The sequence below is a fragment of the Klebsiella pneumoniae genome (assembly GCF_000742135.1).
Lineage (GTDB): Bacteria > Pseudomonadota > Gammaproteobacteria > Enterobacterales > Enterobacteriaceae > Klebsiella > Klebsiella pneumoniae.
On record NZ_KN046818.1, the window covers coordinates 103,583 to 125,913 of the forward strand.

Consider the following 22,331-nt stretch of genomic DNA (forward strand, 5'->3'; position numbering starts at 1 on the left):
TCAGTGAAAGATTTCGATCACAGACTTGCAAATGAATATTCATACATATAAATTGAATTTTAATTCAATTAGTGGCCTATGCCAGGTGAGGGAACCATGTCTGCGTTTTACCAGAAGCATTTTTTAAAGTTACTCGATTTTACGCCTGCAGAAATCACCGCCCTGCTCGAGCTGGCGGCAAAGCTGAAAGCCGATAAGAAAAACGGTATCGAAGTCCAGAAACTGGCAGGGAAAAACATCGCGCTCATCTTCGAAAAAGACTCAACCCGTACACGATGCTCTTTCGAAGTTGCCGCATACGATCAGGGCGCCCGCGTGACCTATCTGGGGCCAAGCGGCAGCCAGATTGGCCATAAAGAGTCGATCAAGGACACCGCCCGCGTGCTCGGACGGATGTACGACGGCATTCAGTACCGCGGCCACGGCCAGGAAGTGGTAGAGACCCTGGCGCAATACGCCGGCGTGCCGGTGTGGAACGGCCTCACCAACGAGTTCCACCCCACCCAGCTGCTGGCGGACCTGCTGACCATGAAAGAGCATCTGCCGGGCAAAGCCTTTAACCAGATGACGCTGGTCTACGCCGGCGACGCGCGCAACAACATGGGCAATTCGATGCTGGAAGCCGCCGCGTTGACCGGTCTGGATCTGCGCCTGGTGGCGCCATCGGCCTGCTGGCCGGAGGCCGCGCTGGTGGAGACCTGCACCGCGCTGGCCAAACAGCAGGGCGGCAACATCACCCTGACGGAAGATATCGCCGCGGGGGTGAAAGGCGCCGATTTTATCTATACCGACGTCTGGGTCTCAATGGGCGAGGCGAAGGAAAAATGGGCCGAACGTATCGCCCTGCTGCGCGACTATCAGGTTAACAGCGCGATGCTGGCGCTGACCGGCAACCCGCAGGTCAAGTTCCTCCACTGCCTGCCGGCGTTCCACGACGACCAGACCACGCTGGGCAAACAGATGGCTGCCGATTACGGCCTGCACGGCGGCATGGAGGTGACTGACGAGGTGTTTGAGTCGGCGGCGAGCGTGGTCTTCGACCAGGCGGAAAACCGGATGCACACCATCAAAGCGGTGATGGTGGCGACGCTGAGCAAATAGCCCCTCGCTCGCGGCTGTGTCCCGGATGGCACGGCGTTCATCCGGGATTCGGTTCGCCATTTTACGCCATCAGCATCTTCACCACCGCTTTGCGCACCTTCGCCGGGGCGCCAACGGCGCACAGCGGTTTATGCACTTCGCCGGGATAAAACACCACAAAGTCCCCTTCGTTAAGGATCACCGTTTTCTCCTGCTGGCCTTCGGCAAGAAAAGCGATGTCTTTCTCCGCCAGCCAGTCGGTCTGCGGCTCTCCTGGCGGCAAGGTGCTGCAGGTCATCCCCTCGCTGCCGCGGAGCACAATCTGGATATCGAGATAGCGAGCATGGTACTCCGCGCGGCGCGCGGCCTGCGGCTCGGTGGTGTCTTCAGAAATCAGATAAAACAGGTTGTCGCCGTCGATAGCGTGTTTACCCAGCGGCGTCGCCTCGCTGACCTGAGCGATAACGTGTTCGATAGCCTCGCGCAGCGCGGCAGGCAGCCATGGCTGCAGATGGTGGATATTGCCAATAATCATTGCTTACCTCAAATATAAAACAGCATTTCATTTTATCGTGTTATACCCCCATCGCGGCTGCCATACCAGTACAGTTTCACACTTCTTTGCGCTGGCGCACTTTTCGACAGGCAAACGATTACCTGTTTGTGAATGAATCGCTTGATCGTCATAACGGTCTGCGTATAATGCCAGTCGTTTTGCCGGGAGGAAGCATGGCCAATTGTGTACGACATTCTGTCTTAGCGCGTCTCAATGCAGACGCTGGCCTGCCGTTTTTCTTTCCGTTGCTCATTGGATTCCCGAAGCCCCTTATTTAAGGGGCTTTTTTTTTGCCCAGGCGTCAGGAGATAAGCATGGCTAACCCGCTATATCAAAAACATATCATTTCCATAAACGATCTCAGCCGCGAAGACCTCGAACTGGTGCTGGCGACGGCGGCAAAGCTGAAAGCCAATCCACAACCCGAGCTGCTGAAGCATAAGGTTATCGCCAGCTGTTTCTTTGAAGCCTCGACCCGCACCCGCCTCTCTTTTGAAACCTCGATGCACCGCCTGGGCGCCAGCGTGGTCGGCTTTTCCGACAGCGCCAACACCTCACTGGGCAAAAAAGGGGAAACGCTGGCGGATACCATCTCCGTCATCAGCACCTACGTCGACGCCATCGTGATGCGTCATCCGCAGGAGGGCGCCGCGCGCCTGGCGACCGAATTCTCCGGCGGCGTGCCGGTACTGAACGCCGGCGACGGCGCTAACCAGCACCCGACCCAAACCCTGCTCGACCTGTTCACCATTCAGGAGACCCAGGGCCGCCTCGAAAACCTCAACGTGGCGATGGTCGGCGATCTGAAGTATGGCCGTACCGTCCACTCCCTGACCCAGGCGCTGGCCAAATTCAACGGCAACCGCTTCTACTTCATCGCCCCGGACGCGCTGGCCATGCCGCAGTACATCCTCGATATGCTCGATGAAAAAGGCATCGCCTGGAGCCTGCATAGCGCCATCGACGACGTGATGGCGGAAGTGGATATTCTGTACATGACCCGCGTGCAGAAAGAGCGTCTGGATCCGTCGGAATACGCCAACGTCAAAGCGCAGTTCGTCCTGCGCGCCGCCGACCTCGAAGGGGCGCGCGCCAACATGAAAGTGCTGCACCCGCTGCCGCGCATTGATGAAATCACCACCGATGTCGATAAAACACCGCACGCCTGGTACTTCCAGCAGGCCGGTAACGGCATCTTCGCCCGCCAGGCGTTACTGGCACTGGTACTGAATAGCGAGCTGGCACTGTAAGGGGGAATGAGAGATGACACACGACAATAAACTGCAGGTAGAAGCGATCAAACGCGGCACCGTGATTGACCATATCCCGGCGCAGGTCGGCTTTAAGCTGCTCACCCTGTTCAAACTGACCGAAACCGACCAGCGCATCACCATCGGCCTGAACCTGCCCTCCGGCGAGATGGGCCGCAAGGATTTGATTAAAATCGAGAACACCTTCCTGACCGACGAGCAGGTTAACCAGCTGTCGCTGTACGCCCCGCAGGCGACGGTAAACCGCATTGATGATTACGAAGTGGTGGGCAAATCCCGCCCGAGCCTGCCGGATCGTATCGACAGCGTGCTGGTCTGTCCGAACAGCAACTGTATCAGCCACGCCGAACCGGTTTCTTCCAGTTTTGCAGTGAAAAAACGCGCTGATGACATCGCACTCAAATGTAAATACTGCGAAAAAGAGTTTTCTCATTATGTGGTGCTGGCCAACTAAATGCGGTTGGTATTGGTGGTAGGCCTCCCTATAATGGCTACCACCCTACGCTTCGTCCTTCAGGCGGCGTCTGCGCCGGCGATACAGCGCTTACCGCCTGGCGGCAACCTGAATGATTTTGCGTAACATTACTCAGTTCATCTGGAGATAACATGAGCAAAACTATTGCGACGGAAAATGCACCAGCGGCGATTGGCCCCTACGTTCAGGGCGTTGACCTCGGCAGCATGATCATCACCTCTGGCCAGATCCCGGTCGACCCGAAAACCGGCAGCGTCCCGGAAGACGTGTCCGCGCAGGCGCGCCAGTCGCTGAACAACGTGAAAGCGATCGTTGAAGCCGCAGGCCTCACCGTCGGCGATATCGTCAAGACCACCGTATTCGTCAAAGATCTCAACGATTTCGCTACCGTTAACGCCACCTACGAAGCGTTCTTCACCGAGCATAACGCCACCTTCCCGGCGCGCTCCTGCGTTGAAGTCGCACGTCTGCCGAAAGACGTGAAGATCGAGATCGAAGCCATCGCCGTGCGTCGCTGATCGCTAACCTCGGCATGAAAAAAGGCAGCCAGTGGCTGCCTTTTTTACGTGGGTCATCCGAAAACGCGTCTCTCACTGCCAGCCGTAGCGGCGGCTGTAGAAGCCCTTCACGGCCTGGGTCAGCACCATATAGCCCGCCAGGATCGCTACCAGCCATGGGAAGTAGCTCAGCGGCAGGGCCTGCAGCTGCAGGTAGCTAGCCAGCGGCGAGAACGGCAGCGCGATACCCACCGCCATCACCACCAAGGTCATGGCGAACAGCGGCCAGGCGGCCCGGCTCTGAACGAACGGAATGCGACGGGTGCGGATCATGTGCACAATCAGCGTTTGCGACAGCAGCCCTTCGATAAACCAGCCGGACTGGAACAGGGTCTGCATCTCCACGGTATTGGCGTGGAACACCCACCACATCAGGCCGAAGGTGAGGATATCGAAAATCGAGCTGATCGGTCCAAAGAAGACCATAAAGCGCCCGAGATCGGCCGGGTTCCAGCGCTGCGGCTTGCGGATCTGCTCATCATCGACGTTATCAAACGGGATCGCCACTTGGGAGACATCGTACAGCAGGTTCTGAATCAACAGGTGCAGCGGCAGCATCGGCAGAAACGGCAGGAAGGCGCTGGCCACCAGCACGCTGAAAACGTTGCCGAAGTTGGAGCTGGCGGTCATTTTGATGTACTTGAGCATGTTGGCGAAGGTGCGGCGGCCTTCGATTACCCCCTCCTCCAGCACCATCAGGCTCTTCTCCAGCAGAATGATATCCGCCGCCTCGCGGGCGATATCCACCGCGCCGTCGACCGAGATGCCGATATCCGCCGCGCGCAGCGCCGGGGCGTCGTTGATGCCGTCGCCCATAAAGCCCACCACGTGACCTTCACGCTTGAGCAGCGTCACGATACGCTCTTTATGCAGCGGCGCCAGGCGGGCGAACAGCGTGGTGCGTTTGGCCAGCGCCGCCAGTTCGTCGTCGCACATGGCTTCGATCTGGCTGCCAATCACCACTTCGCCAGCATCCAGTCCCACTTCATGGCACACCTTCGCCGCCACCAGCTCGCTGTCGCCGGTGAGGATCTTCACCGTGATGCCGCTGGCCTTCAGCGCCTTCAGCGCCGGGGCGGTGGTCTCTTTCGGCGGATCGAGGAAGGCGATGTAACCTTCAAGGATCAGGTCCGACTCATCGGCGCGCTGGTAGTCGCCTTCGCGGGCCGGCAGGTATTTAGTCGCCACCGCCACCACCCGCAGCCCCTGCCGGTTGAGGGTATCGGTCACCCGGCGAATGCGGCGCAGCATGGTGTCGTCCAGCGGTACGATATCGCCGTTGTAGCGCACCTGGGTCGAGACGTTGAGGATCTCCTGCAGCGCCCCTTTGCAGATCAGCTGATGCGCGGCGTCATCCTCCTTCACCACCACCGACATGCGGCGGCGTTCGAAGTCGAAGGGTATCTCATCCACCTTCTGCCAGCGTTCCGCCAGCCCGCGGGCGGCATCCAGCTCAACGCCCTCCAGCACCGCGGTGTCGAGCAGGTTTTTCAGGCCGGTCTGGTAGTGGCTGTTGAGCCAGGCGGCATGCAGTACCCGCTCGCAGACCTTGCCGGAGACGTCGGTATGGTTCTCCAGCACAATCTTATCCTGGGTCAGGGTGCCGGTTTTATCAGTGCAGAGGATGTCCATCGCGCCGAAATTCTGAATGGCGTCGAGGTGCTTCACGATGACCTTTTGCTTCGACAGCTTCACCGCCCCGCGCGCCAGCGTCGAAGTGACAATCATCGGCAGCATCTCCGGCGTCAAGCCGACCGCCACCGACAGCGCGAATAGCGCCGCCTCCCACCAGTCGCCTTTGGTGTAGCCATTGATCAGCAGCACCACCGGGGCCATCACTAGCATAAAGCGAATCAGCAGCATGCTGACCCGGCTGATGCCCTTCTGAAAGGCGTTCGGCTCGCTCTCCTGTTCACTGACGCGGCCGGCCAGCTGGCCAAACCAGGTGCGGCCGCCGGTGGCGAAGACGATGGCCTGCGCCGAGCCGCTCACCACGTTGGTGCCCATAAAGCACAGGGTGTCGCACTCCAGCGGGTTTTGCTGCAGCGGATCGCGGCTGCGGGCCACTTTCTCCACCGGCAGCGATTCGCCGGTCAGCGAGGCCTGGGCGACGAACAGATCCCGCGCCTGCAGGATACGCAGGTCCGCCGGGATCATATCCCCCGCCGACAACCGGATAATGTCGCCCGGCACCAGCTGGTCGATAGGCAGCTCCAGCCAGCGGCTCTCCCCCTGCTCGTTCACCACCCGCAGCACGGTGGCGGTGTTGCTCACCATCGCCTTCAGCGCATCCGCCGCTTTGGTCGAGCGCGCCTCCTGGATGAAATTGAGCAATGTCGAGATCCCCACCATCAGGGCGATAACCCCGGCGGCGAACAGATCCTCGGTGGAATAGGAGACGATGCCGAGCACGGTCAGCAGCAGGTTGAACGGGTTGCGATAGCAGGTCCACAGATGCACCCACCACGGGGAGGGCTTCTGCGCCGGGATCTGGTTGTCACCATGTTTGAGAATTTTCGCCGCCACTTCGCCTTCATTGAGCCCTTCAGGGTGGCTGTCAAAGGCGCGCCAGATCTCCTGGTCGTCCATCGCCGCCACGTTCAGGCAATGCTGACCAAGCGATTCAGGAATGGGGCCACTCGCCAGATGGCGGGCGTCCGGCAGCGGATCGCGCTGGACTAAACGACGTGGCAGATGGCGGCTAAGCTGCGCGAACAGCTGCCGGGTATAATTTTTCAGCATAAACAGTCCCTCCGCGCTCGCCAAAGCGAACGCAGCGTTGCCGACGGGCGTAGCAAAACCTACCTGTCAGGCATGTTATTTTTATGGCAGGGACATCAAGGACGTCACTGCTTTACGCTTTCCGGTAAAGCAGTGTTAAACAGGCTTACCGGAAAGAAAGGTTGCTCCATCGAGGATGAGGAGTGGGATCGGGGTCCATAACTATCTCCGGTAAGTGAATATAAACGGCGCGAATTATAGCGCCCTCGCTGAGGATTGTGTGGCAATAATGGCGATGATAAACCCGCGCAACTAAACCGAACGTAAACCAGACTTTGCTCATTGCGGTTTGGTTGAGTAGCATTAGGCTCACTTCTACCATCCCTGACGAGAATTCCGCATGCAGAACCGGCTGACCATCAAAGATATCGCGCGCTTAAGCGGCGTAGGGAAATCGACGGTATCCCGCGTCCTTAACAACGAGAGCGGGGTCAGCGAACGGACCCGCGAGCGCGTCGAAGCGGTGATGCAGCAGCACGGTTTCTCGCCCTCCCGTTCCGCCCGCGCCATGCGCGGCCAGAGCGATAAAGTGGTGGCGATTATCGTCACCCGTCTCGATTCGCTGTCGGAAAACCTTGCCGTGCAGACCATGCTGCCCGCCTTTTATGAGCAGGGTTACGATCCGATTATGATGGAGAGCCAGTTCTCCCCGGCGTTGGTGGAGGAGCATCTCGGCATGCTCGCCCGGCGCAATATTGACGGCGTGGTGCTGTTCGGTTTTACCGGCATCGACGAAGCGATGCTCGCCCCCTGGCGCGACACCCTGGTGCTGATGGCCCGCGACGCTCCCGGCTTCGCCTCGGTGTGCTATGACGACGAGGGAGCCATCACGCTGCTGATGCAGCGGCTCTACGATCGCGGACACCGCCACATCAGTTTTCTTGGCGTACCGCACAGCGACGTCACCACCGGCGAACGCCGCCATCTGGCCTATCTCACCTTCTGTGAAAAGCATCGTCTGACGCCCACCGCCGCCCTGCCGGGGCTGGGCATGAAGCAGGGATATGACACCGTCGCCAGCGTGCTGATGGCTGAAACCAGCGCCCTGGTCTGCGCGACGGATACCCTCGCTCTCGGCGCCAGCAAGTACCTCCAGCAGCAGGGTCGCGATGCGCTGCAGCTCGCCAGCGTCGGCAGCACGCCGCTGATGAAGTTTCTCCACCCGGAAATCTTGACCGTCGATCCGGGCTATGCCGAGTCCGGACGCCGGGCCGCCCGGCAGTTGATCGAGCAGATCGCCGGCAGCATCGATCCCCGCCAGATCGTGATTCCCGCCGCCCTCAATTAATCTCGCTCGGGCGATTTATGTGATCGTCGCCGGGTTTCGGGAACGTTCCCATTTTGCAAATTAAACGGAACGGTTAGGATGCCCTCAAGGTAAAAACGGCATCTCTCCCCTCTGTTTTTGAGGCTTCATCATGACCAAAGTAAACCAGCAGGACATCGATAAACTGATCGAACTGGTGGGCGGGCGCGGTAACATCGCCACCGTCAGCCACTGTATTACCCGTTTGCGCTTTGTGCTGAACGACCCGGCCATCGCCAGACCAAAAGAGATTGAGCAGCTGCGCATGGTGAAGGGATGCTTCACTAACGCCGGCCAGTTCCAGGTGGTCATCGGCACCGAGGTGGGCGATTACTACAAGGCCCTGCTGGCGACCACCGGCCAGACCTCCGCCGATAAAGAGCAGGTCAAGCAGGCCGCGCGGCAAAATATGAAGTGGCATGAACAGTTAATCTCGCACTTCGCCGAGATCTTCTTTCCCCTGCTGCCGGCCCTGATCAGCGGCGGTCTGATCCTCGGTTTCCGCAACGTTATCGGCGACCTGCCCATGAGCAATGGCCAGACGCTGGCCCAGATGCACCCGTCGCTGAAAACCATCTATGACTTCCTGTGGCTGATTGGCGAGGCGATCTTCTTCTATCTGCCGGTGGGGATCTGCTGGTCAGCGGTGAAGAAGATGGGCGGCACGCCGATCCTCGGGATCGTCCTTGGCGTCACCCTCGTCTCCCCGCAGCTGATGAACGCCTATCTCCTCGGCCAGCAGGTGCCGGAGGTGTGGAACTTCGGCCTGTTTACCATTGCCAAAGTCGGCTACCAGGCGCAGGTGATCCCGGCCCTGCTGGCTGGCCTGGCCTTAGGCTTTATCGAGACGCGCCTCAAGCGCATTGTGCCTGACTACCTCTACCTGGTGATTGTCCCGGTCTGCTCGCTGATCCTCGCGGTGTTCCTCGCGCACGCCATTATCGGTCCGTTCGGCCGCCTGATCGGCGACGGCGTGGCCTTCGCGGTACGCCATCTGTTAACCGGCAGCTTCGCGCCGATCGGCGCCGCGCTGTTCGGCTTCCTCTACGCGCCGCTGGTGATTACCGGTGTCCACCAGACCACCCTCGCTATCGATATGCAGATGATCCAGAGCATGGGCGGTACCCCGGTGTGGCCGCTGATTGCGCTGTCGAATATTGCCCAGGCGTCGGCGGTGGTCGGCATCATCATCGCCAGCCGCAAGCAGAATGAACGTGAAATCTCGGTACCGGCGGCGATCTCCGCCTATCTCGGGGTCACCGAGCCAGCGATGTACGGTATCAACCTGAAATACCGCTTCCCGATGCTGTGCGCAATGATTGGCTCTGGCCTCGCCGGCCTGCTGTGCGGCCTGAACGGCGTGCTGGCGAACGGCATCGGCGTCGGCGGCCTGCCGGGGATCCTCTCCATCCAGCCTACCTACTGGCAGGTGTACGCCATGGCGATGGCTATCGCGGTGGTGGTGCCGATTATCCTCACCAGCGTGGTGTATCAGCGCAAGTACCGTCAGGGCACCTTGCAGATTGTCTAACTTCTTCTTTCGGGGCGCCTTTGGCGCCCCTCGTTGCAGCAGGAAAGTACTATGAATCATCTCCCCCACTGGTGGCAAAACGGCGTTATTTATCAAATCTATCCGAAGAGTTTTCAGGATACCACCGGCAGCGGTACCGGCGACCTGCGCGGCGTCACCTCCCGCCTCGACTATCTGCAAAAGCTTGGGGTCGACGCCATCTGGCTGACGCCGTTCTACGTCTCACCGCAGGTAGATAACGGCTACGACGTGGCGAACTACACCGCCATCGATCCCTCCTACGGCACGATGGCCGACTTTGACGCCCTGGTGGCGGAGGCGAAGGCCCGCGGCATCCGTATCGTGCTGGATATGGTGCTGAACCACACGTCGACCGAACATGAATGGTTCCGTCAGTCGCTGAATAAGGAGAGTCCCTACCGCCAGTTCTATATCTGGCGCGATGGCGAACCGGACGCCCTGCCGAACAACTGGCGCTCTAAATTTGGCGGTAACGCCTGGCAGTGGCACGCCGACAGCGGGCAGTATTATCTGCACCTGTTCGCCATTGAGCAGGCGGATCTCAACTGGGAGAATCCGGCGGTGCGCGCCGAGCTGAAAAAGGTCTGCGAATTCTGGGCTGACCGCGGCGTCGACGGTCTGCGCCTCGACGTGGTCAACCTGATCTCAAAAGACCAGACCTTTCCCTGCGATCTGGACGGGGATGGCCGCCGCTTCTATACCGACGGCCCGCGGGTGCATGAGTTCCTGCAGGAGATGAGCCGCGATGTCTTCACCCCGCGTAACCTGATGACCGTCGGCGAGATGTCCTCCACCTCGCTGGAGCACTGCCAGCAGTACGCCGCGCTGGACGGCCGCGAGCTGTCGATGACCTTTAACTTCCACCATTTAAAAGTCGATTATCCCGGCGGAGAGAAATGGACCCTCGCCCGCCCGGACTATGTGGCGCTGAAGGCGCTGTTCCGCCACTGGCAGCAGGGAATGCACAATCGGGCGTGGAACGCGCTGTTCTGGTGTAACCACGATCAGCCGCGCATCGTGTCGCGCTTTGGCGACGAAGGCGAGTACCGGGTGACGGCGGCGAAGATGCTGGCGATGGTGCTGCACGGCATGCAGGGCACGCCCTATATCTACCAGGGCGAAGAGATCGGCATGACCAATCCGCACTTCAGCAGCATCAGCGATTACCGTGACGTCGAAAGCCACAATATGTTTATCGAACGTGCGGCGCAGGGGCAAAGCCCGGACGAACTGCTGGCGATCCTCGCCAGCAAGTCGCGCGACAACAGCCGCACGCCGATGCCGTGGCACGCCGGCGAGAACGGTGGCTTCAGCGACGGTGAGCCGTGGATCGGCCTTGGCGATAATTACCAGGAGATCAACGTCGAGGCGGAGCTGGCGGACCCCGATTCGGTGTTTTATGCCTATCAGCAGCTGATTACGCTGCGTAAAACCCTGCCGCTACTGACCTGGGGCGATTACGAGGATCTGCTGCCGGAGCATCCGTCGCTGTGGTGCTATCGTCGTCAGTGGCAGGGGCAAACGCTGGTAGTCGCCGCTAACCTGAGCCGCGAGCTGCAGGCCTGGCAGCCCGCTGAGGCCCCGGGCGAGTGGAAGATGATCATCAGCAACTATGCCGAGACCACCCCGCGCCCGACCGGGCTGACGCTGCGGCCGTTCGAAGCGATATGGTGGCTGCAGGGATAACGCTTTTCCCCGGTGGCGCAACGCTCACCGGGGCTACGATTCGTCAGGCTGGAAGTTATGCGCGGTCGGCATCAGCAATCGCAGCGCTCGCTTGTGGTTGCGCCGAGGCGTGCTCTTCTTTTGCCTTTAGCCGATCCCAGGCGCGGAAGAACGGATAGTAGACCACCAGCGAAATCGCTAAATTCACCACCTGCAGCACCGTGCCGGAGATATGCCCTCCGGTCGCCAGATAGCCGCTGATGAAGATCGGCGTGGTGAACGGCAGCGCGATTCCGGCGGGCGGCGCCACCAGCCCGGTCGCCATCGCGGTATAGGACACGATCACCAGCAGCACCGGCGTTAAAATAAACGGCAGGAAAAAGTACGGGTTCATCACCAGCGGGATGCCAAACACCATCGGCTCGCTGATGTTAAACAATGCCCCGGGCGCGGCAATTTTCCCCAGCTGCTTCATCTGCTGGCTACGGCTACGCAGCAACATAAAAATCACCAGCCCCAGCAGCGCGCCGGTACCTCCGGGGGCAATCCACAGATCGTAAAACTGCTGAGTAATGATATGCGGGATCGGCTGACCGTTCTGGAAGGCCGTCAGGTTCTCTGACATATTCGACAGCCATACCGGCTGGATAAACACCAGTACGATCGCGTCGCCGTGCAGGCCCAGGGTCCACAAAATACCAATCAAAATGACTGAAATAATCATGCCCGGCAGCGTACCGCCGACGTGATGCATCGGAATACCGATCAAAGTGGCGATCATGCTGTTGATGTCGCCGAACGGCGAGGCCTCGACCGCCAGGCGCAGCGCCAGCACCACCGCCAGCACGCAGAAGCCGGGGATCAGGGCGAGGAATGATTTCGCCACTGCCGGCGGCACGCCGTCCGGCATGCGGATAACGAGATTGCGGCTGGCGACCAAACGATAAATCTCCGTCGACAGCAGCGAAATGACAATGGCGACAAACAGCCCCTGGCTGCCGACCATGCTCACCGGGATCACCCCTTTAATCACCTCCGCCGCGCCGTGTACCGGCGTAAACAGCGTGTTCTGCGGGATCGTCATCATGAAGGCCACCAGCGACATCGCTCCAGCGCTCAGCGGATCGAGAGTGCGATACTTCTCCGCCAGCCGGTAGGCGATGCCGAAGCTGGAAATCAGCGCCATGATGTCGTAGGTCGCTTTCACCGGGTACAACATTTTATCGCGCCAGACCTCGCCAAACAGGCTGCTCATCATATCGGCATAGCCGGGGATCGGCAGGTAGGCGAAAATCAGGAAGAATGAGCCAATCAACATAAACGGCATATTGAGAATGATGCCGTCGCGCACCGACAGGACGTGCTTTTGCCCGGCGATTCTCAGCGCCGCCGGCATGACGTAACGTTCAATCCAGCTTGTATTCGACATGGTGTGCTCCCGAGGGGAAATAGCGGTCAGTTAAATTGCGTCAGCCATTGACGGTTGATGGTTAATACTTCATCCAGCAGCGCCTGGGCATCGGTGACGTTACCGACCAGCGGGTTGGTCACCAGCGCCAGCAGTGCGCTTTCGCGACAGCCGTGTACCGCGGCTTCAATCGTCAACCGCTCGAAGGCTTTCACCTGCTGGGTCAGGCCATTCATCGCCGGCGGCAGCGGGCCGAACGCCAGCGGCCGCGCCCCTTGCGCATCAATAATGCTGTTGGTTTCCACCACCGCATCATCATCCAGGCCATGAATCGCGCCGTTGTTGCGGGTATTCACCACCATCTCCGCGCCCAGGTTGTTGTAGATCGCGTTGATAAGCTCGACGGCCACCTCCGAGTAGTAGGCGCCGCCGCGAAAGCTCAGTTGCTCCGGTTTTTCTTCCAGCTGCGGGTCGGCGTACAGCGCAAACAGCTCCTGCTCGACTTTCATCACCTGTTCGGCGCGGGTGCCCTTGGTTTTCGCCGCGGCGATCTCTTCCGCCAGCATCGCCGGCGTCAGCCAAAAATAGCGATGATAGGGGCACGGAATCGCCTTCAGCGCGCGCAGGAATTCCGCTGGCCACGGCAGCTCTTTAATGTTGTTCATCGACAGCGCCTTACCGTCGCACAGCATGTCGATCACCTTGCCGGTGACATCCTCACGCCCCTGTAGCACCTTATGCACCCAGACCATATGGTTGAGCCCGGCAAAGCGCAGTTTCACTTCGGACTCCTGGGCGCCCAACATCCCGACGATCATGTGCTGCATGTTGATCGGCACGTTGCACAGGCCGATGATCTTCGCCTTGCTGTAGCGGCTGACCGCCTCGGTGACGATCCCCGCCGGATTAGTAAAATTGAGAATGAACGCTTCCGGCGCCAGCTGTTCCACTTTGCGCGCCACCTCAAGGATCACCGGGATCGTCCGCAGCGCCTTGGCAAAACCGCCGACGCCGGTGGTCTCCTGGCCCAGCAGGTGGTACTTGAGACCCAGCCGCTCATCGGCGGCGCGCGCCGCCAGCTGTCCGACACGCAGCTGGGTCAGCACAAAGCTGGCGCCGCGGATGGCCTCATCGAGCGTAAAGTGGACGCTGACCGCCACCTGCTCCAGCCCTTTATGTTTCAGCATCCGCCGGGTCAGCGCGGCGATGATCTCCACCTTTTCCCGGCCGGATTCGACATCTACCAGCGCCAGCTCTGTGACCGGAAGCTGCTCGTAACGAACGATAATCCCTTCAATAAGCTCCGGCGTGTAGCTGCTGCCGCCGCCGATAACGGCAATTTTCAGTGCTTGCATAGTGTCCTCTTTTCGGATTTTCGGCATACAGAGCGCCGCGCGCGATCGCCAGGACCGCACGTGATGATGATGAAAAACGGGAAGAGAAAATTAGTGTTCGAGCAGGGCTAGCGCTTTATCCAACACCGCAGCGCCGCGCATCATGCCGTAGTCAGCCATATCGATCACCGCCACCGCCTTGCCCTGCGGCGCGGCCAGCGCGGCCAGCCGTCCGGCTTCATATTTAACCTGCGGCCCGAGCAGGATGACGTCGGCGTTTGGCAATTCGCGTTCAAATTCCGCCACCGCCACCGCATAGATTTCCAGCGCCAGCGCACGCTGCTGGGCTTCTGCTTTCATTTTGTTCACCAGCATGCTGGTCGACATGCCTGCGGCACAACAGAGTACGATTCGTGGCATTGCGCTTCCCCTTTACGTGTTATCGCTTCAGCCCTCAGGGCCTGGACGACTATATTGTTAAGATTGTGTGATAGTGAAGGCTATATGAAAATAATTTTCACCGATGTGATCGAGGCTCAATTTTTACGCATTTTTATCGCCAGGGCGTCACCCTTTACTGCTCTGACCATAGGAAATATGCGGCGTGGGTGCTATAAAGAGAGACAGTCGATAATTGAAAAATATTTTCAAATGCGGGTTTTGCCAAAGGGAACATGAGGATGGATATCGTAGGTCAGCTGCAGGAAGGAATGCGCCGCTTTAGTGCCCAGGAGTCGCGCGTCGCCACCTTTATTCTACAAAATCTAAGCTTTACCGCCAGCGCCTCTATTGACGAGCTGGCAGCCAGCGCGGGGGTCAGCCCTGCCACCATTACCCGCTTCGCCCGCTCGGTGGGCTGCGATGATATTCGTGATCTGCGTAAACAGCTGGCGCAGGCCAGCGAAAGGCGCGCCAGCTGGCTTACGCCGGACAGCGCCGCCCTGCCCGTCGCCTGGCGCGACAAACTTAGCAGCCTTGGCGTTACCCTAACTCGTCAGCTAGGCCATACCGCAGAAGCGGCGGTGGAAAAGTGTAAATCGCGCCTGCTGAGCGCCCGTGCGGTACACTGCTTCGCCCTTGGCGCCCAGGACGTGACGCTGGCCGCGCTGCTCCAGCATCAGCTACTGCCCTCCGGCATCGCGATTAATCTCTGCCAGGATGCGGCGCTGATGCGGCTGACCGCCAGCACCCTCAATGACGATCATCTGCTGCTGGTGCTGGCCACTGCCGAGGCCAACCCTGTGTTGCAAAGCGCCACTTTGCAGGCGCGTACGCAGGGAGTGACCATTATTGCTCTGACGCCGGAACAGCACGCCCTTGGCGATATGGCCAGCGCCATCCTGCCGCTGCCCGCTGACCCGCAGCAGGCTCGCTATGCCCTGCTACTGCTGGTCGATCTGCTTAACGATACGTTGATTGCCTGAATATTTGCCCGTTTCATGCGTGAACGGGCTCGATTTTTGCTTATATTTTAAGCGCCTAAATTTACATTTATCGCCAGCGCCCATCATCCGTACTCTCACCTTTTTACCTTGTTCTGTGTCAATAAAATCGCAAACATCTTTGATGCAAATCACTACATATAGAACTTAAAATGCGCCTCGGCCCAACATGTTGTATTAATCGTCTATTATGTCACCATATCTTGTCGATGTCTGGCGGTGATGAGATGTGGATAAAACGGGCCGGATCCGAAGGTAAACAGCACGAGCCGTAGCGTGCAGCGCCTTCGGGATAACCTCCGCCTCTGTGGATAACCTGTTCTATATATGGAGTGATCATGACACCGCATGTGATGAAACGTGATGGCTGTAAAGTGCCGTTCAACTCAGAGCGCATTCAGGAAGCAATTCTGCGTGCAGCTAAAGCAGCGGGAGTCGATGACGCAGACTATTGCGCCACCGTCGCAGAAGTCGTTAGCCAACAAATGCAGGGCCGCGCCCAGGTCGACATCAACGAGATCCAGACCGCGGTGGAAAACCAGCTGATGTCCGGCCCCTATAAGCAGCTGGCGCGCGCCTACATTGAGTATCGCCATGACCGCGATAGCCAGCGTGAGAAGCGCGGCCGTCTCAATCAGGAGATCCGCGGCCTCGTCGAGCAGACCAACTCCGCGCTGCTCAACGAAAACGCCAACAAGGACAGTAAAGTCATCCCGACCCAGCGCGACCTGCTGGCTGGGATCGTCGCCAAGCACTACGCCCGGCAGCACCTGCTGCCCCACGATGTGGTGATGGCTCACGAACGCGGCATGATCCACTATCATGACCTCGATTACTCGCCCTTCTTCCCGATGTTCAACTGCATGCTGATCGACCTGAAAGGCATGCTGACCCAGGGCTTTAAGATGGGCAACGCGGAGATCGAGCCGCCGAAGTCTATCTCTACCGCCACCGCGGTGACGGCGCAGATCATCGCCCAGGTCGCCAGCCATATTTACGGCGGCACCACCATCAACCGCATCGATGAAGTGCTGGCGCCGTTCGTCAGCGAAAGCTTCAAAAAGCATCGCAAAATCGCCGAAGAGTGGCAGATCCCGGATGCCGAAGGCTATGCCCGCGCCCGTACCGAAAAAGAGTGTTACGACGCCTTCCAGTCGCTGGAGTATGAGGTTAACACACTGCATACCGCCAACGGCCAGACGCCGTTCGTCACCTTCGGATTCGGCCTTGGCACCAGCTGGGAATCGCGGCTGATCCAGCAGTCGATTCTGCGCAACCGCATTGCCGGCCTCGGTAAAAATCGCAAAACCGCGGTGTTCCCGAAACTGGTGTTCGCGATCCGCGACGGCCTGAACCATAAGTTCGGTGACCCGAACTACGACATCAAACAGCTGGCGCTGGAGTGCGCCAGCAAGCGCATGTACCCGGATATCCTCAACTACGATCAGGTGGTGAAAGTCACCGGGTCGTTTAAAACGCCGATGGGCTGCCGCAGCTTCCTCGGGGTATGGGAAAACGAGAACGGCGAGCAGGTGCATGATGGACGCAATAACCTCGGCGTGATCAGTCTCAACCTGCCGCGCATCGCCCTGGAAGCGAAAGGCGATGAAGCCGCCTTCTGGGCGCTGCTGGACGAGCGCCTGCAGCTGGCGCGTAAAGCGCTGATGACCCGTATCGCCCGTCTGGAAGGAGTGAAGGCTCGCGTGGCGCCGATCCTGTATATGGAAGGCGCCTGCGGCGTGCGGCTGAAAGCCGACGACGACGTCTCCGAGATCTTCAAAAACGGCCGCGCGTCCATTTCTCTGGGCTATATCGGTATCCATGAAACCATCAATGCGCTGTACGGCAACCAGCATATGTACGACAGCGAGGCGCTGCGTGAGAAAGGCGTGGCCATCGTCCAGCGCCTGCGCGACGCTGTCGATTTGTGGAAGGAAGAAACCGGCTACGGCTTTAGCCTGTACAGCACGCCGAGCGAAAACCTGTGCGATCGCTTCTGCCGTCTCGACACCGCCGAGTTTGGCGTGGTGGAAGGGGTAACCGACAAAGGTTACTACACCAACAGCTTCCACCTCGACGTGGAGAAGAAGGTCAACCCGTACGATAAGATCGATTTCGAAGCGCCGTACCCGCCGCTGGCCAACGGGGGGTTCATTTGCTACGGCGAGTACCCGAATATCCAGCATAACCTCAAGGCGCTGGAAGACGTGTGGGATTACAGCTATCAGCACGTGCCGTACTACGGGACCAATACGCCGATCGATGAGTGCTACGAGTGCGGTTTTACCGGCGAGTTCGAGTGCACCAGCAAGGGCTTTACCTGCCCGAAATGCGGTAACCACGACGCCGCCCGCGTTTCCGTTACCCGCCGGGTGTGCGGTTATCTCGGCAGCCCGGACGCGCGGCCGTTCAACGCCGGCAAGCAGGAAGAAGTGAAGCGCCGCGTGAAGCACCTGGGCAATGGGCAGATTGGTTAAAGACCAATGCGCTTTTCCCGGATAGCGGCGCGCAGCGCCTTATCCGGGCTACCACTACCACTGTTGTAGCCCGGCCGAGCGCAGCGACGCCAGGAAATGGCCGCACTCCTTCGTTTTCGCAAAGCAATTAACGTCAGAGCAAGGCGGCAAACGAAGGAATCCCCAGGAGCGTACATTCAGTACGTGACTGGGGTGAGCGAGCGCAGCCAACGCGGCTATGGCGTTAATTGAGAAGCGAAAAATGAATTACCATCAGTACTACCCGGTAGATATTGTCAACGGCCCCGGCACACGCTGCACCCTGTTTGTCTCCGGCTGCGTCCACGAGTGCCCCGGCTGCTACAACAAAAGCACCTGGCGGGTGAACTCCGGTATGCCGTTTACCGCTGAGATGGCCGACCGTATCATCGCCGACCTCAACGACACCCGCATCAAACGCCAGGGGCTTTCGCTCTCCGGCGGCGATCCGCTGCATCCGCAGAACGTCGCGGATATTTTAAAGCTGGTTCAGCGCGTGCGCGCCGAATGCCCCGGCAAAGATATCTGGGTCTGGACCGGCTATAAACTTGATGAGCTGAATGAGGCGCAAATGCAGGTGGTGAACCTGATTAACGTGCTGGTTGACGGTAAGTTTGTGCAGGATTTGAAAGATCCGGCGCTGATCTGGCGCGGCAGCAGCAACCAGGTCGTACATCATTTGCGATAGCGTTTAGAGCCGTTTATTCGCCTGATGATAAACGGCCGCTTTCTCTCTTTTGCCAATGGCAATAACGTAAACCACCACCACACTATCTCGTACTTGATACACCAACCGATAACCTGACGCCTTAAGCTTGATTTTGTAGCAATCCGGTAAATCGCTCAGCCTGGCCGACTCAATTCGCGGATTCTGCACAATCTGCTGGAGCTTATTTTTGAACTGTTTTTTGACCGTCTCGCCAGGCTTCTGCCATTCGCGCCAGGCTCGTGGATCAAACTCCAGTTCATAGGTCATCCAGACTCACCTTAACCCCCGGCCGTGGGTTTTCCAGCCGTTCGCGAACGGTGCGTAATAACGCCGCTTCGCCATCACTGATGGTCATACTTTTCACCGGCATGCGGCCATTTTCCGCAATGTATTGAAACAGCAGGCGTACCGCCTCCGTTGGTGTCATATCGAGTTTCTCCAGCACGGCATAAGCCTCTTTTTTGAGTTTATCGTCCAGTCGAACATTGAGCGTGGCCATTATGCCTCCGGAAAGGGGAATTTTGTAATGCAGTATAGCATTACATTTGAATTACACTCGAATCTGGAAAACGCCTCTCAAAACCGGCTGACGCACTCCATCGCCACCGTTTTAAACTCATCGAAGCTGCGGGTCGCGGCGAGGCGACTCATGGCGCGCTCGCGCAGGAAAGTCACGAAAATATCGTAGATCGCCATCACCTCTTCATACTCGCGCTTGCTGATAGCGAGCAGGAAGATGAGATGGGCGGTTTCGTCGCCCCAGGCGATGCCCTGCGGGGCGATAACGGTATAAACCACCGTCTTTTTCGCCAGCAGCCCCAGGGAGTGCGGCAGCGCAATGCAATCCCCCAACATGGTGCTGACGATCGCTTCACGTTCCACCACCGAAGCATGAAACTCCGCATCGACAAAGCCTTCCTCCAGCAGCTGCTGGCACAGCTCGGCGAACAGCGTTTGCTGATCCATCGGCTTATCCACCACCCGGAAGTGGGCGGCATCGAAGTATTTATTCAGCATCCACGGACGGGTACGGTCCACCAGCACCAGCTTGCCGATTTGATCCAGCTGATAGTCGGTGGGGAACGGCGCGATGGTCACTACCGGCTTGTCTTTTTCGCCGATCCGCACCGTTGAGATAACGAAATCCGCCTCGATCGCGTCCCGCTGTTCGTACTCGCGCTGGGAGATGGTAGCGGCGATCTCCAGCTGCGGATATTTACGCTGCAGGATCGCCTCGATCATCCGTACCATCGCATTGCTGGTATCGCACACCAGCAGCACCTGCGGCTGACGCTGGTAGCCGATGTTGTAGTGGCGCTCCAGCCCAACGCCGATATGCAGTACCAGAAAGCCGATTTCGTTTTCGCTGATGGTGTACGGAGTATATTTCCCCCAGCTGGAGACCGCGGCCAGGGTCATATCCCAGGCCATCGGGTAGTGCTGTTTGATGTTATCCAGCAGCGGATTGGGGATCATGATCTGGTAGCGCACCCGGGTGATCATGGTTTTAATGTGGGTCAGCAGATCGGCATGCAGCTGGGCGTCGTCCAGCAGATTGTAATTATACTGGCTGTTGATGTAGCGCAGGATGTAATTGACCAGCGCTTCATCATCGTCGGCGCTGATAGTTTCCGGATCGACATCCTGCACCTGACGGGCCGCGATATGCACGCATAGCCACTCTTCTTCGGCGGGCGATAAAGGTTTCCCGGCCAGCCGCTGCAGCTCGCCCGTCAGCTCGCGCGCGGCGTCGCGGACGTTCTGCGCCACATCTTCAGCGCTGAAATCGGCCAGCGGGTAGCCTTCGCTGACGCGGCGCACCACCACCGCGCCATACAGGCAGACAAAGCGCTCGCCGGCGTCGGTGAGGCGAATATGATGCCGCGTGAGCGTCTCCTGCAGCACCGGCTCCAGCAGCGCTGGCACCTCCGCCGCAAAGGCCTCGGCGCCGATCGGCGGCGCGATATCGCCTTGCTGGGTCAGCTCCCACAGCAGGTCGGTCAGGCAGGCGCGAATTGACACCTCGCTGCCGAACAGCTTCATGCCGTGGCGCGGGCGGGTTTCAAGAGTCAGCTGATAGCGCTGGAAGCGCTCGCGCACCTCAACCATGTCATTTTGCAACGTGGCGCGGCTGACGAACCACTCATCCGCCAGATCTTCCAGCTTGATAGAGAACGCCGACGTCAGGAAACGCACCAGCAGAAACGTGATGCGATCCTGGGCGGTACGCGGCACGTGCTGCGCCTTCGGCGCGGTCTCCTCCAGCGCCTGGAAACTCGTCGGATTATCTATCTTCAGCTGATAACCGCTGCCGCGGTTAAGGATAAACTGCGCGCCATATTGCGCCAGCAGCGTATTCAGGGCGGTAATATCGGCGCGCACGGTACGGGTGGAAACCGACAGGCGTTGCGCCAGCTCATCCTGCGGCAGCGTTTCATTCCGCAGCAGGGTGAAGAGTTGCGCTAAGCGTTGGTTGGGAAATCGCATGTCAGTTCCTTGTAATTACGGCTCAGGGTTGGGCGGATATCACCATCTGCGATGGGCTACCGACCGGCGTATAGTCGGAGGCAAAGGTTAATTTGCCATCCTTCGGCGCCACGCTGAAGCGGGTAATATTATCGCTACGCTGGTTCATGACGTACAGCCACTGCCCCTGATTATCCAGCGTCAGGGTGCGGGGATAATCGCCACGCGTCCAGATATCTTCCTGGTGACTCAGGCTGCCGTCGGCCAGCACCGTGAAGTGGGCAATGCTGTTATGCAGGCGGTTGGCGACATATAGCTGTTTGCCATCGTTGCTCAACACAAGTCCGGCGGCAAAGCTGGTGCCTTTATACCCTTCCGGCAGCGCGGAGACAGTTTTGCCTTCACGCAGCAGGCCGCTTTGCTTATCCAGATGATAGAAGGTCAGCGTCGACGCTTCCTCATTAATCAGCCACAGGCCGTCGCCCTGTGGCGTAAAGACGAAGTGGCGCGGGCCGGCTCCCGGCGACGAGGCGGCGATAAACGGCGGATCGTTCGGCGTTAGCTTGCCGCTGGCGCTATCCAGCCGGTACTGATAGATCCGATCCAGCCCCAGATCGGTAGAGTAAACGTATTTCCCGCTGGGATCGGCGGCGATCATATGGGCATGCGGGCCGTTGTGATCGCTGATGGCGAAGCTGCCCTCGACGGCCGCCGCCGGGCGTTCGGCGCCTGCCGGGCCTTCATCCTGATGCCTGTCCACCGCCTCAGCCAGGCTACCATCTTCTTGCATCGGTAGCACGGCGATACTGCCGCTGACATAGTTAGCCACCAGCAGATGCTTACCGTCCGGCGTCAGGGAGAGATACACCGGCCCGGCGCCGCCGGAGGCGACCTGATTGAGCGCGGTCAGCTCGCCGTTCTTTTCAATGCGCCACGCCTGCACCACGCCTTTTTCGACCTCACTGGCGGCATACAGCGTTTTGCCATCGCGCGACACGGTTAACTGCGCGACGTTCGGCAACGAGCTCACCAGCGTCTTATCGCGCAGGGCGCCGGTTTTGGCATCGACGGTAAAGCGATACAGACCTTCGCCATTGGGGTTATAGGTGCCTACCCAGGCATAGTGGGTTTGCGCGGCGCCCGCGGCGGCGGCAAACAGGGACAGTGAAGCGACAAGCAGATGACGAGCGACAGGCATAGCAACTCCTTGATGGTTCAGTGGGATAAGCTGCTC

At 59.1% G+C, this 22,331-nt stretch carries 24 protein-coding genes; 14 read left to right on the forward strand and 10 right to left on the reverse strand.

The window, feature by feature from the left end; translation table 11 throughout:
* The first annotated feature begins 31 nt into the window (after nucleotides 1-31).
* Together argL and argF are read left to right on the forward strand one after the other, a co-directional pair.
* Nucleotides 32-127: a putative translational regulatory protein ArgL gene (argL, locus tag DR88_RS31705; protein ID WP_370736902.1), complete on the forward strand. Its 96-nt coding sequence runs from the start codon at nucleotides 32-34 to the stop codon at nucleotides 125-127.
* The gene (argF, locus tag DR88_RS24365) at nucleotides 97-1,101 is read left to right on the forward strand and encodes an ornithine carbamoyltransferase (RefSeq protein ID WP_004178387.1); all 1,005 of its coding nucleotides are present in this window, start codon (nucleotides 97-99) and stop codon (nucleotides 1,099-1,101) included. The genes argL and argF overlap by 31 nt, the downstream gene beginning before the upstream one ends.
* 61 nt (nucleotides 1,102-1,162) lie before the next feature.
* On the opposite strand, the gene DR88_RS24360 is transcribed toward argF, so the two are convergent.
* Nucleotides 1,163-1,615: a YhcH/YjgK/YiaL family protein gene (locus DR88_RS24360; RefSeq protein WP_025861368.1), complete on the reverse strand. Its 453-nt coding sequence runs from the start codon at nucleotides 1,613-1,615 to the stop codon at nucleotides 1,163-1,165.
* A gap of 194 nt (nucleotides 1,616-1,809) precedes the next feature.
* Between DR88_RS24360 and DR88_RS27515 the strand changes: the two genes are divergently transcribed.
* The 5 genes from DR88_RS27515 to ridA all read left to right on the forward strand — a co-directional run bounded on the left by DR88_RS27515 (nucleotide 1,810) and on the right by ridA (nucleotide 3,900).
* Complete coding sequence (locus DR88_RS27515) at nucleotides 1,810-1,914, forward strand: pyrBI operon leader peptide (protein WP_002886930.1); 105 nt, start codon at nucleotides 1,810-1,812, stop codon at nucleotides 1,912-1,914.
* Nucleotides 1,889-1,948, forward strand: coding sequence for a pyrBI operon leader peptide (locus tag DR88_RS31620; RefSeq protein WP_227650304.1), 60 nt, complete (start codon nucleotides 1,889-1,891; stop codon nucleotides 1,946-1,948). Before DR88_RS27515 ends, DR88_RS31620 begins: the two co-directional genes overlap by 26 nt.
* A gap of 2 nt (nucleotides 1,949-1,950) precedes the next feature.
* Nucleotides 1,951-2,886 carry an aspartate carbamoyltransferase gene (gene pyrB, locus DR88_RS24355; protein WP_002886928.1) on the forward strand — a complete coding sequence of 312 codons (936 nt, stop codon included), beginning with the start codon at nucleotides 1,951-1,953 and terminating at the stop codon, nucleotides 2,884-2,886.
* A 13-nt stretch (nucleotides 2,887-2,899) separates the two neighbouring features.
* Nucleotides 2,900-3,361, forward strand: coding sequence for an aspartate carbamoyltransferase regulatory subunit (gene pyrI / locus DR88_RS24350; protein ID WP_002886927.1), 462 nt, complete (start codon nucleotides 2,900-2,902; stop codon nucleotides 3,359-3,361).
* 152 nt (nucleotides 3,362-3,513) lie between these two features.
* Entirely contained in the window at nucleotides 3,514-3,900 is a 387-nt protein-coding gene (gene ridA, locus DR88_RS24345) for a 2-iminobutanoate/2-iminopropanoate deaminase (RefSeq protein WP_002886926.1), read from the forward strand.
* Between the two features lie 72 nt (nucleotides 3,901-3,972).
* Here the strand turns inward: ridA and mgtA are convergent, their stop codons facing one another.
* Both mgtA and mgtL read right to left on the reverse strand, forming a co-directional pair.
* Nucleotides 3,973-6,681: a magnesium-translocating P-type ATPase gene (mgtA, locus tag DR88_RS24340; protein WP_004146787.1), complete on the reverse strand. Its 2,709-nt coding sequence runs from the start codon at nucleotides 6,679-6,681 to the stop codon at nucleotides 3,973-3,975.
* Nucleotides 6,682-6,826: 145 nt separating this feature from the next.
* The gene (mgtL, locus tag DR88_RS31710) at nucleotides 6,827-7,042 is read right to left on the reverse strand and encodes a mgtA regulatory leader peptide MgtL (protein WP_219620685.1); all 216 of its coding nucleotides are present in this window, start codon (nucleotides 7,040-7,042) and stop codon (nucleotides 6,827-6,829) included.
* 18 nt (nucleotides 7,043-7,060) lie between these two features.
* Between mgtL and treR the strand changes: the two genes are divergently transcribed.
* From treR to treC, 3 genes are all read left to right on the forward strand, one after another.
* Entirely contained in the window at nucleotides 7,061-8,008 is a 948-nt protein-coding gene (treR, locus tag DR88_RS24335; protein WP_004146786.1) for a trehalose operon repressor TreR, read from the forward strand.
* Between the two features lie 130 nt (nucleotides 8,009-8,138).
* Nucleotides 8,139-9,557, forward strand: coding sequence for a PTS trehalose transporter subunit IIBC (treB, locus tag DR88_RS24330; protein ID WP_004146785.1), 1,419 nt, complete (start codon nucleotides 8,139-8,141; stop codon nucleotides 9,555-9,557).
* Nucleotides 9,558-9,608: 51 nt separating this feature from the next.
* The gene (gene treC, locus DR88_RS24325; RefSeq protein WP_004146784.1) at nucleotides 9,609-11,264 is read left to right on the forward strand and encodes an alpha,alpha-phosphotrehalase; all 1,656 of its coding nucleotides are present in this window, start codon (nucleotides 9,609-9,611) and stop codon (nucleotides 11,262-11,264) included.
* A 55-nt stretch (nucleotides 11,265-11,319) separates the two neighbouring features.
* Here the strand turns inward: treC and celB are convergent, their stop codons facing one another.
* The 3 genes from celB to DR88_RS24310 form a co-directional block, all read right to left on the reverse strand.
* On the reverse strand, nucleotides 11,320-12,672 hold the full coding sequence (gene celB / locus DR88_RS24320) for a PTS cellobiose transporter subunit IIC (RefSeq protein ID WP_004146783.1): 1,353 nt from the start codon (nucleotides 12,670-12,672) through the stop codon (nucleotides 11,320-11,322).
* Nucleotides 12,673-12,698: 26 nt separating this feature from the next.
* Complete coding sequence (locus DR88_RS24315; RefSeq protein ID WP_004192387.1) at nucleotides 12,699-14,006, reverse strand: 6-phospho-beta-glucosidase; 1,308 nt, start codon at nucleotides 14,004-14,006, stop codon at nucleotides 12,699-12,701.
* Nucleotides 14,007-14,096: 90 nt separating this feature from the next.
* The gene (locus tag DR88_RS24310; RefSeq protein ID WP_016947038.1) at nucleotides 14,097-14,405 is read right to left on the reverse strand and encodes a PTS sugar transporter subunit IIB; all 309 of its coding nucleotides are present in this window, start codon (nucleotides 14,403-14,405) and stop codon (nucleotides 14,097-14,099) included.
* A gap of 84 nt (nucleotides 14,406-14,489) precedes the next feature.
* Here DR88_RS24310 and DR88_RS30210 point away from each other — a divergent pair, with 84 nt between their 5' ends.
* The 4 genes from DR88_RS30210 to nrdG all read left to right on the forward strand — a co-directional run bounded on the left by DR88_RS30210 (nucleotide 14,490) and on the right by nrdG (nucleotide 18,610).
* Nucleotides 14,490-14,663 carry a hypothetical protein gene (locus DR88_RS30210; protein WP_004146781.1) on the forward strand — a complete coding sequence of 58 codons (174 nt, stop codon included), beginning with the start codon at nucleotides 14,490-14,492 and terminating at the stop codon, nucleotides 14,661-14,663.
* A 2-nt stretch (nucleotides 14,664-14,665) separates the two neighbouring features.
* A complete protein-coding gene (locus tag DR88_RS24305; protein WP_002886905.1) occupies nucleotides 14,666-15,409 on the forward strand; it encodes a MurR/RpiR family transcriptional regulator in 744 nt (247 codons plus the stop codon).
* A gap of 356 nt (nucleotides 15,410-15,765) precedes the next feature.
* Nucleotides 15,766-17,904: an anaerobic ribonucleoside-triphosphate reductase gene (gene nrdD / locus DR88_RS24300; RefSeq protein WP_004186701.1), complete on the forward strand. Its 2,139-nt coding sequence runs from the start codon at nucleotides 15,766-15,768 to the stop codon at nucleotides 17,902-17,904.
* Nucleotides 17,905-18,145: 241 nt separating this feature from the next.
* Complete coding sequence (gene nrdG, locus DR88_RS24295; protein ID WP_004178375.1) at nucleotides 18,146-18,610, forward strand: anaerobic ribonucleoside-triphosphate reductase-activating protein; 465 nt, start codon at nucleotides 18,146-18,148, stop codon at nucleotides 18,608-18,610.
* A 3-nt stretch (nucleotides 18,611-18,613) separates the two neighbouring features.
* Here nrdG and DR88_RS24290 read toward each other — a convergent pair whose 3' ends face one another.
* From DR88_RS24290 to DR88_RS24275, 4 genes are all read right to left on the reverse strand, one after another.
* Nucleotides 18,614-18,898, reverse strand: a complete 285-nt coding sequence (locus tag DR88_RS24290) for a type II toxin-antitoxin system RelE family toxin (RefSeq protein ID WP_002886902.1) — start codon at nucleotides 18,896-18,898, stop codon at nucleotides 18,614-18,616.
* The gene (locus DR88_RS24285; protein WP_002886901.1) at nucleotides 18,888-19,130 is read right to left on the reverse strand and encodes a type II toxin-antitoxin system RelB/DinJ family antitoxin; all 243 of its coding nucleotides are present in this window, start codon (nucleotides 19,128-19,130) and stop codon (nucleotides 18,888-18,890) included. The genes DR88_RS24290 and DR88_RS24285 overlap by 11 nt, the downstream gene beginning before the upstream one ends.
* Nucleotides 19,131-19,207: 77 nt before the next feature.
* Nucleotides 19,208-21,118 carry a BglG family transcription antiterminator gene (locus DR88_RS24280; protein ID WP_004146774.1) on the reverse strand — a complete coding sequence of 637 codons (1,911 nt, stop codon included), beginning with the start codon at nucleotides 21,116-21,118 and terminating at the stop codon, nucleotides 19,208-19,210.
* 22 nt (nucleotides 21,119-21,140) lie between these two features.
* Nucleotides 21,141-22,295, reverse strand: a complete 1,155-nt coding sequence (locus DR88_RS24275) for a lactonase family protein (protein ID WP_004146773.1) — start codon at nucleotides 22,293-22,295, stop codon at nucleotides 21,141-21,143.
* Nucleotides 22,296-22,331 lie beyond the last annotated feature (36 nt).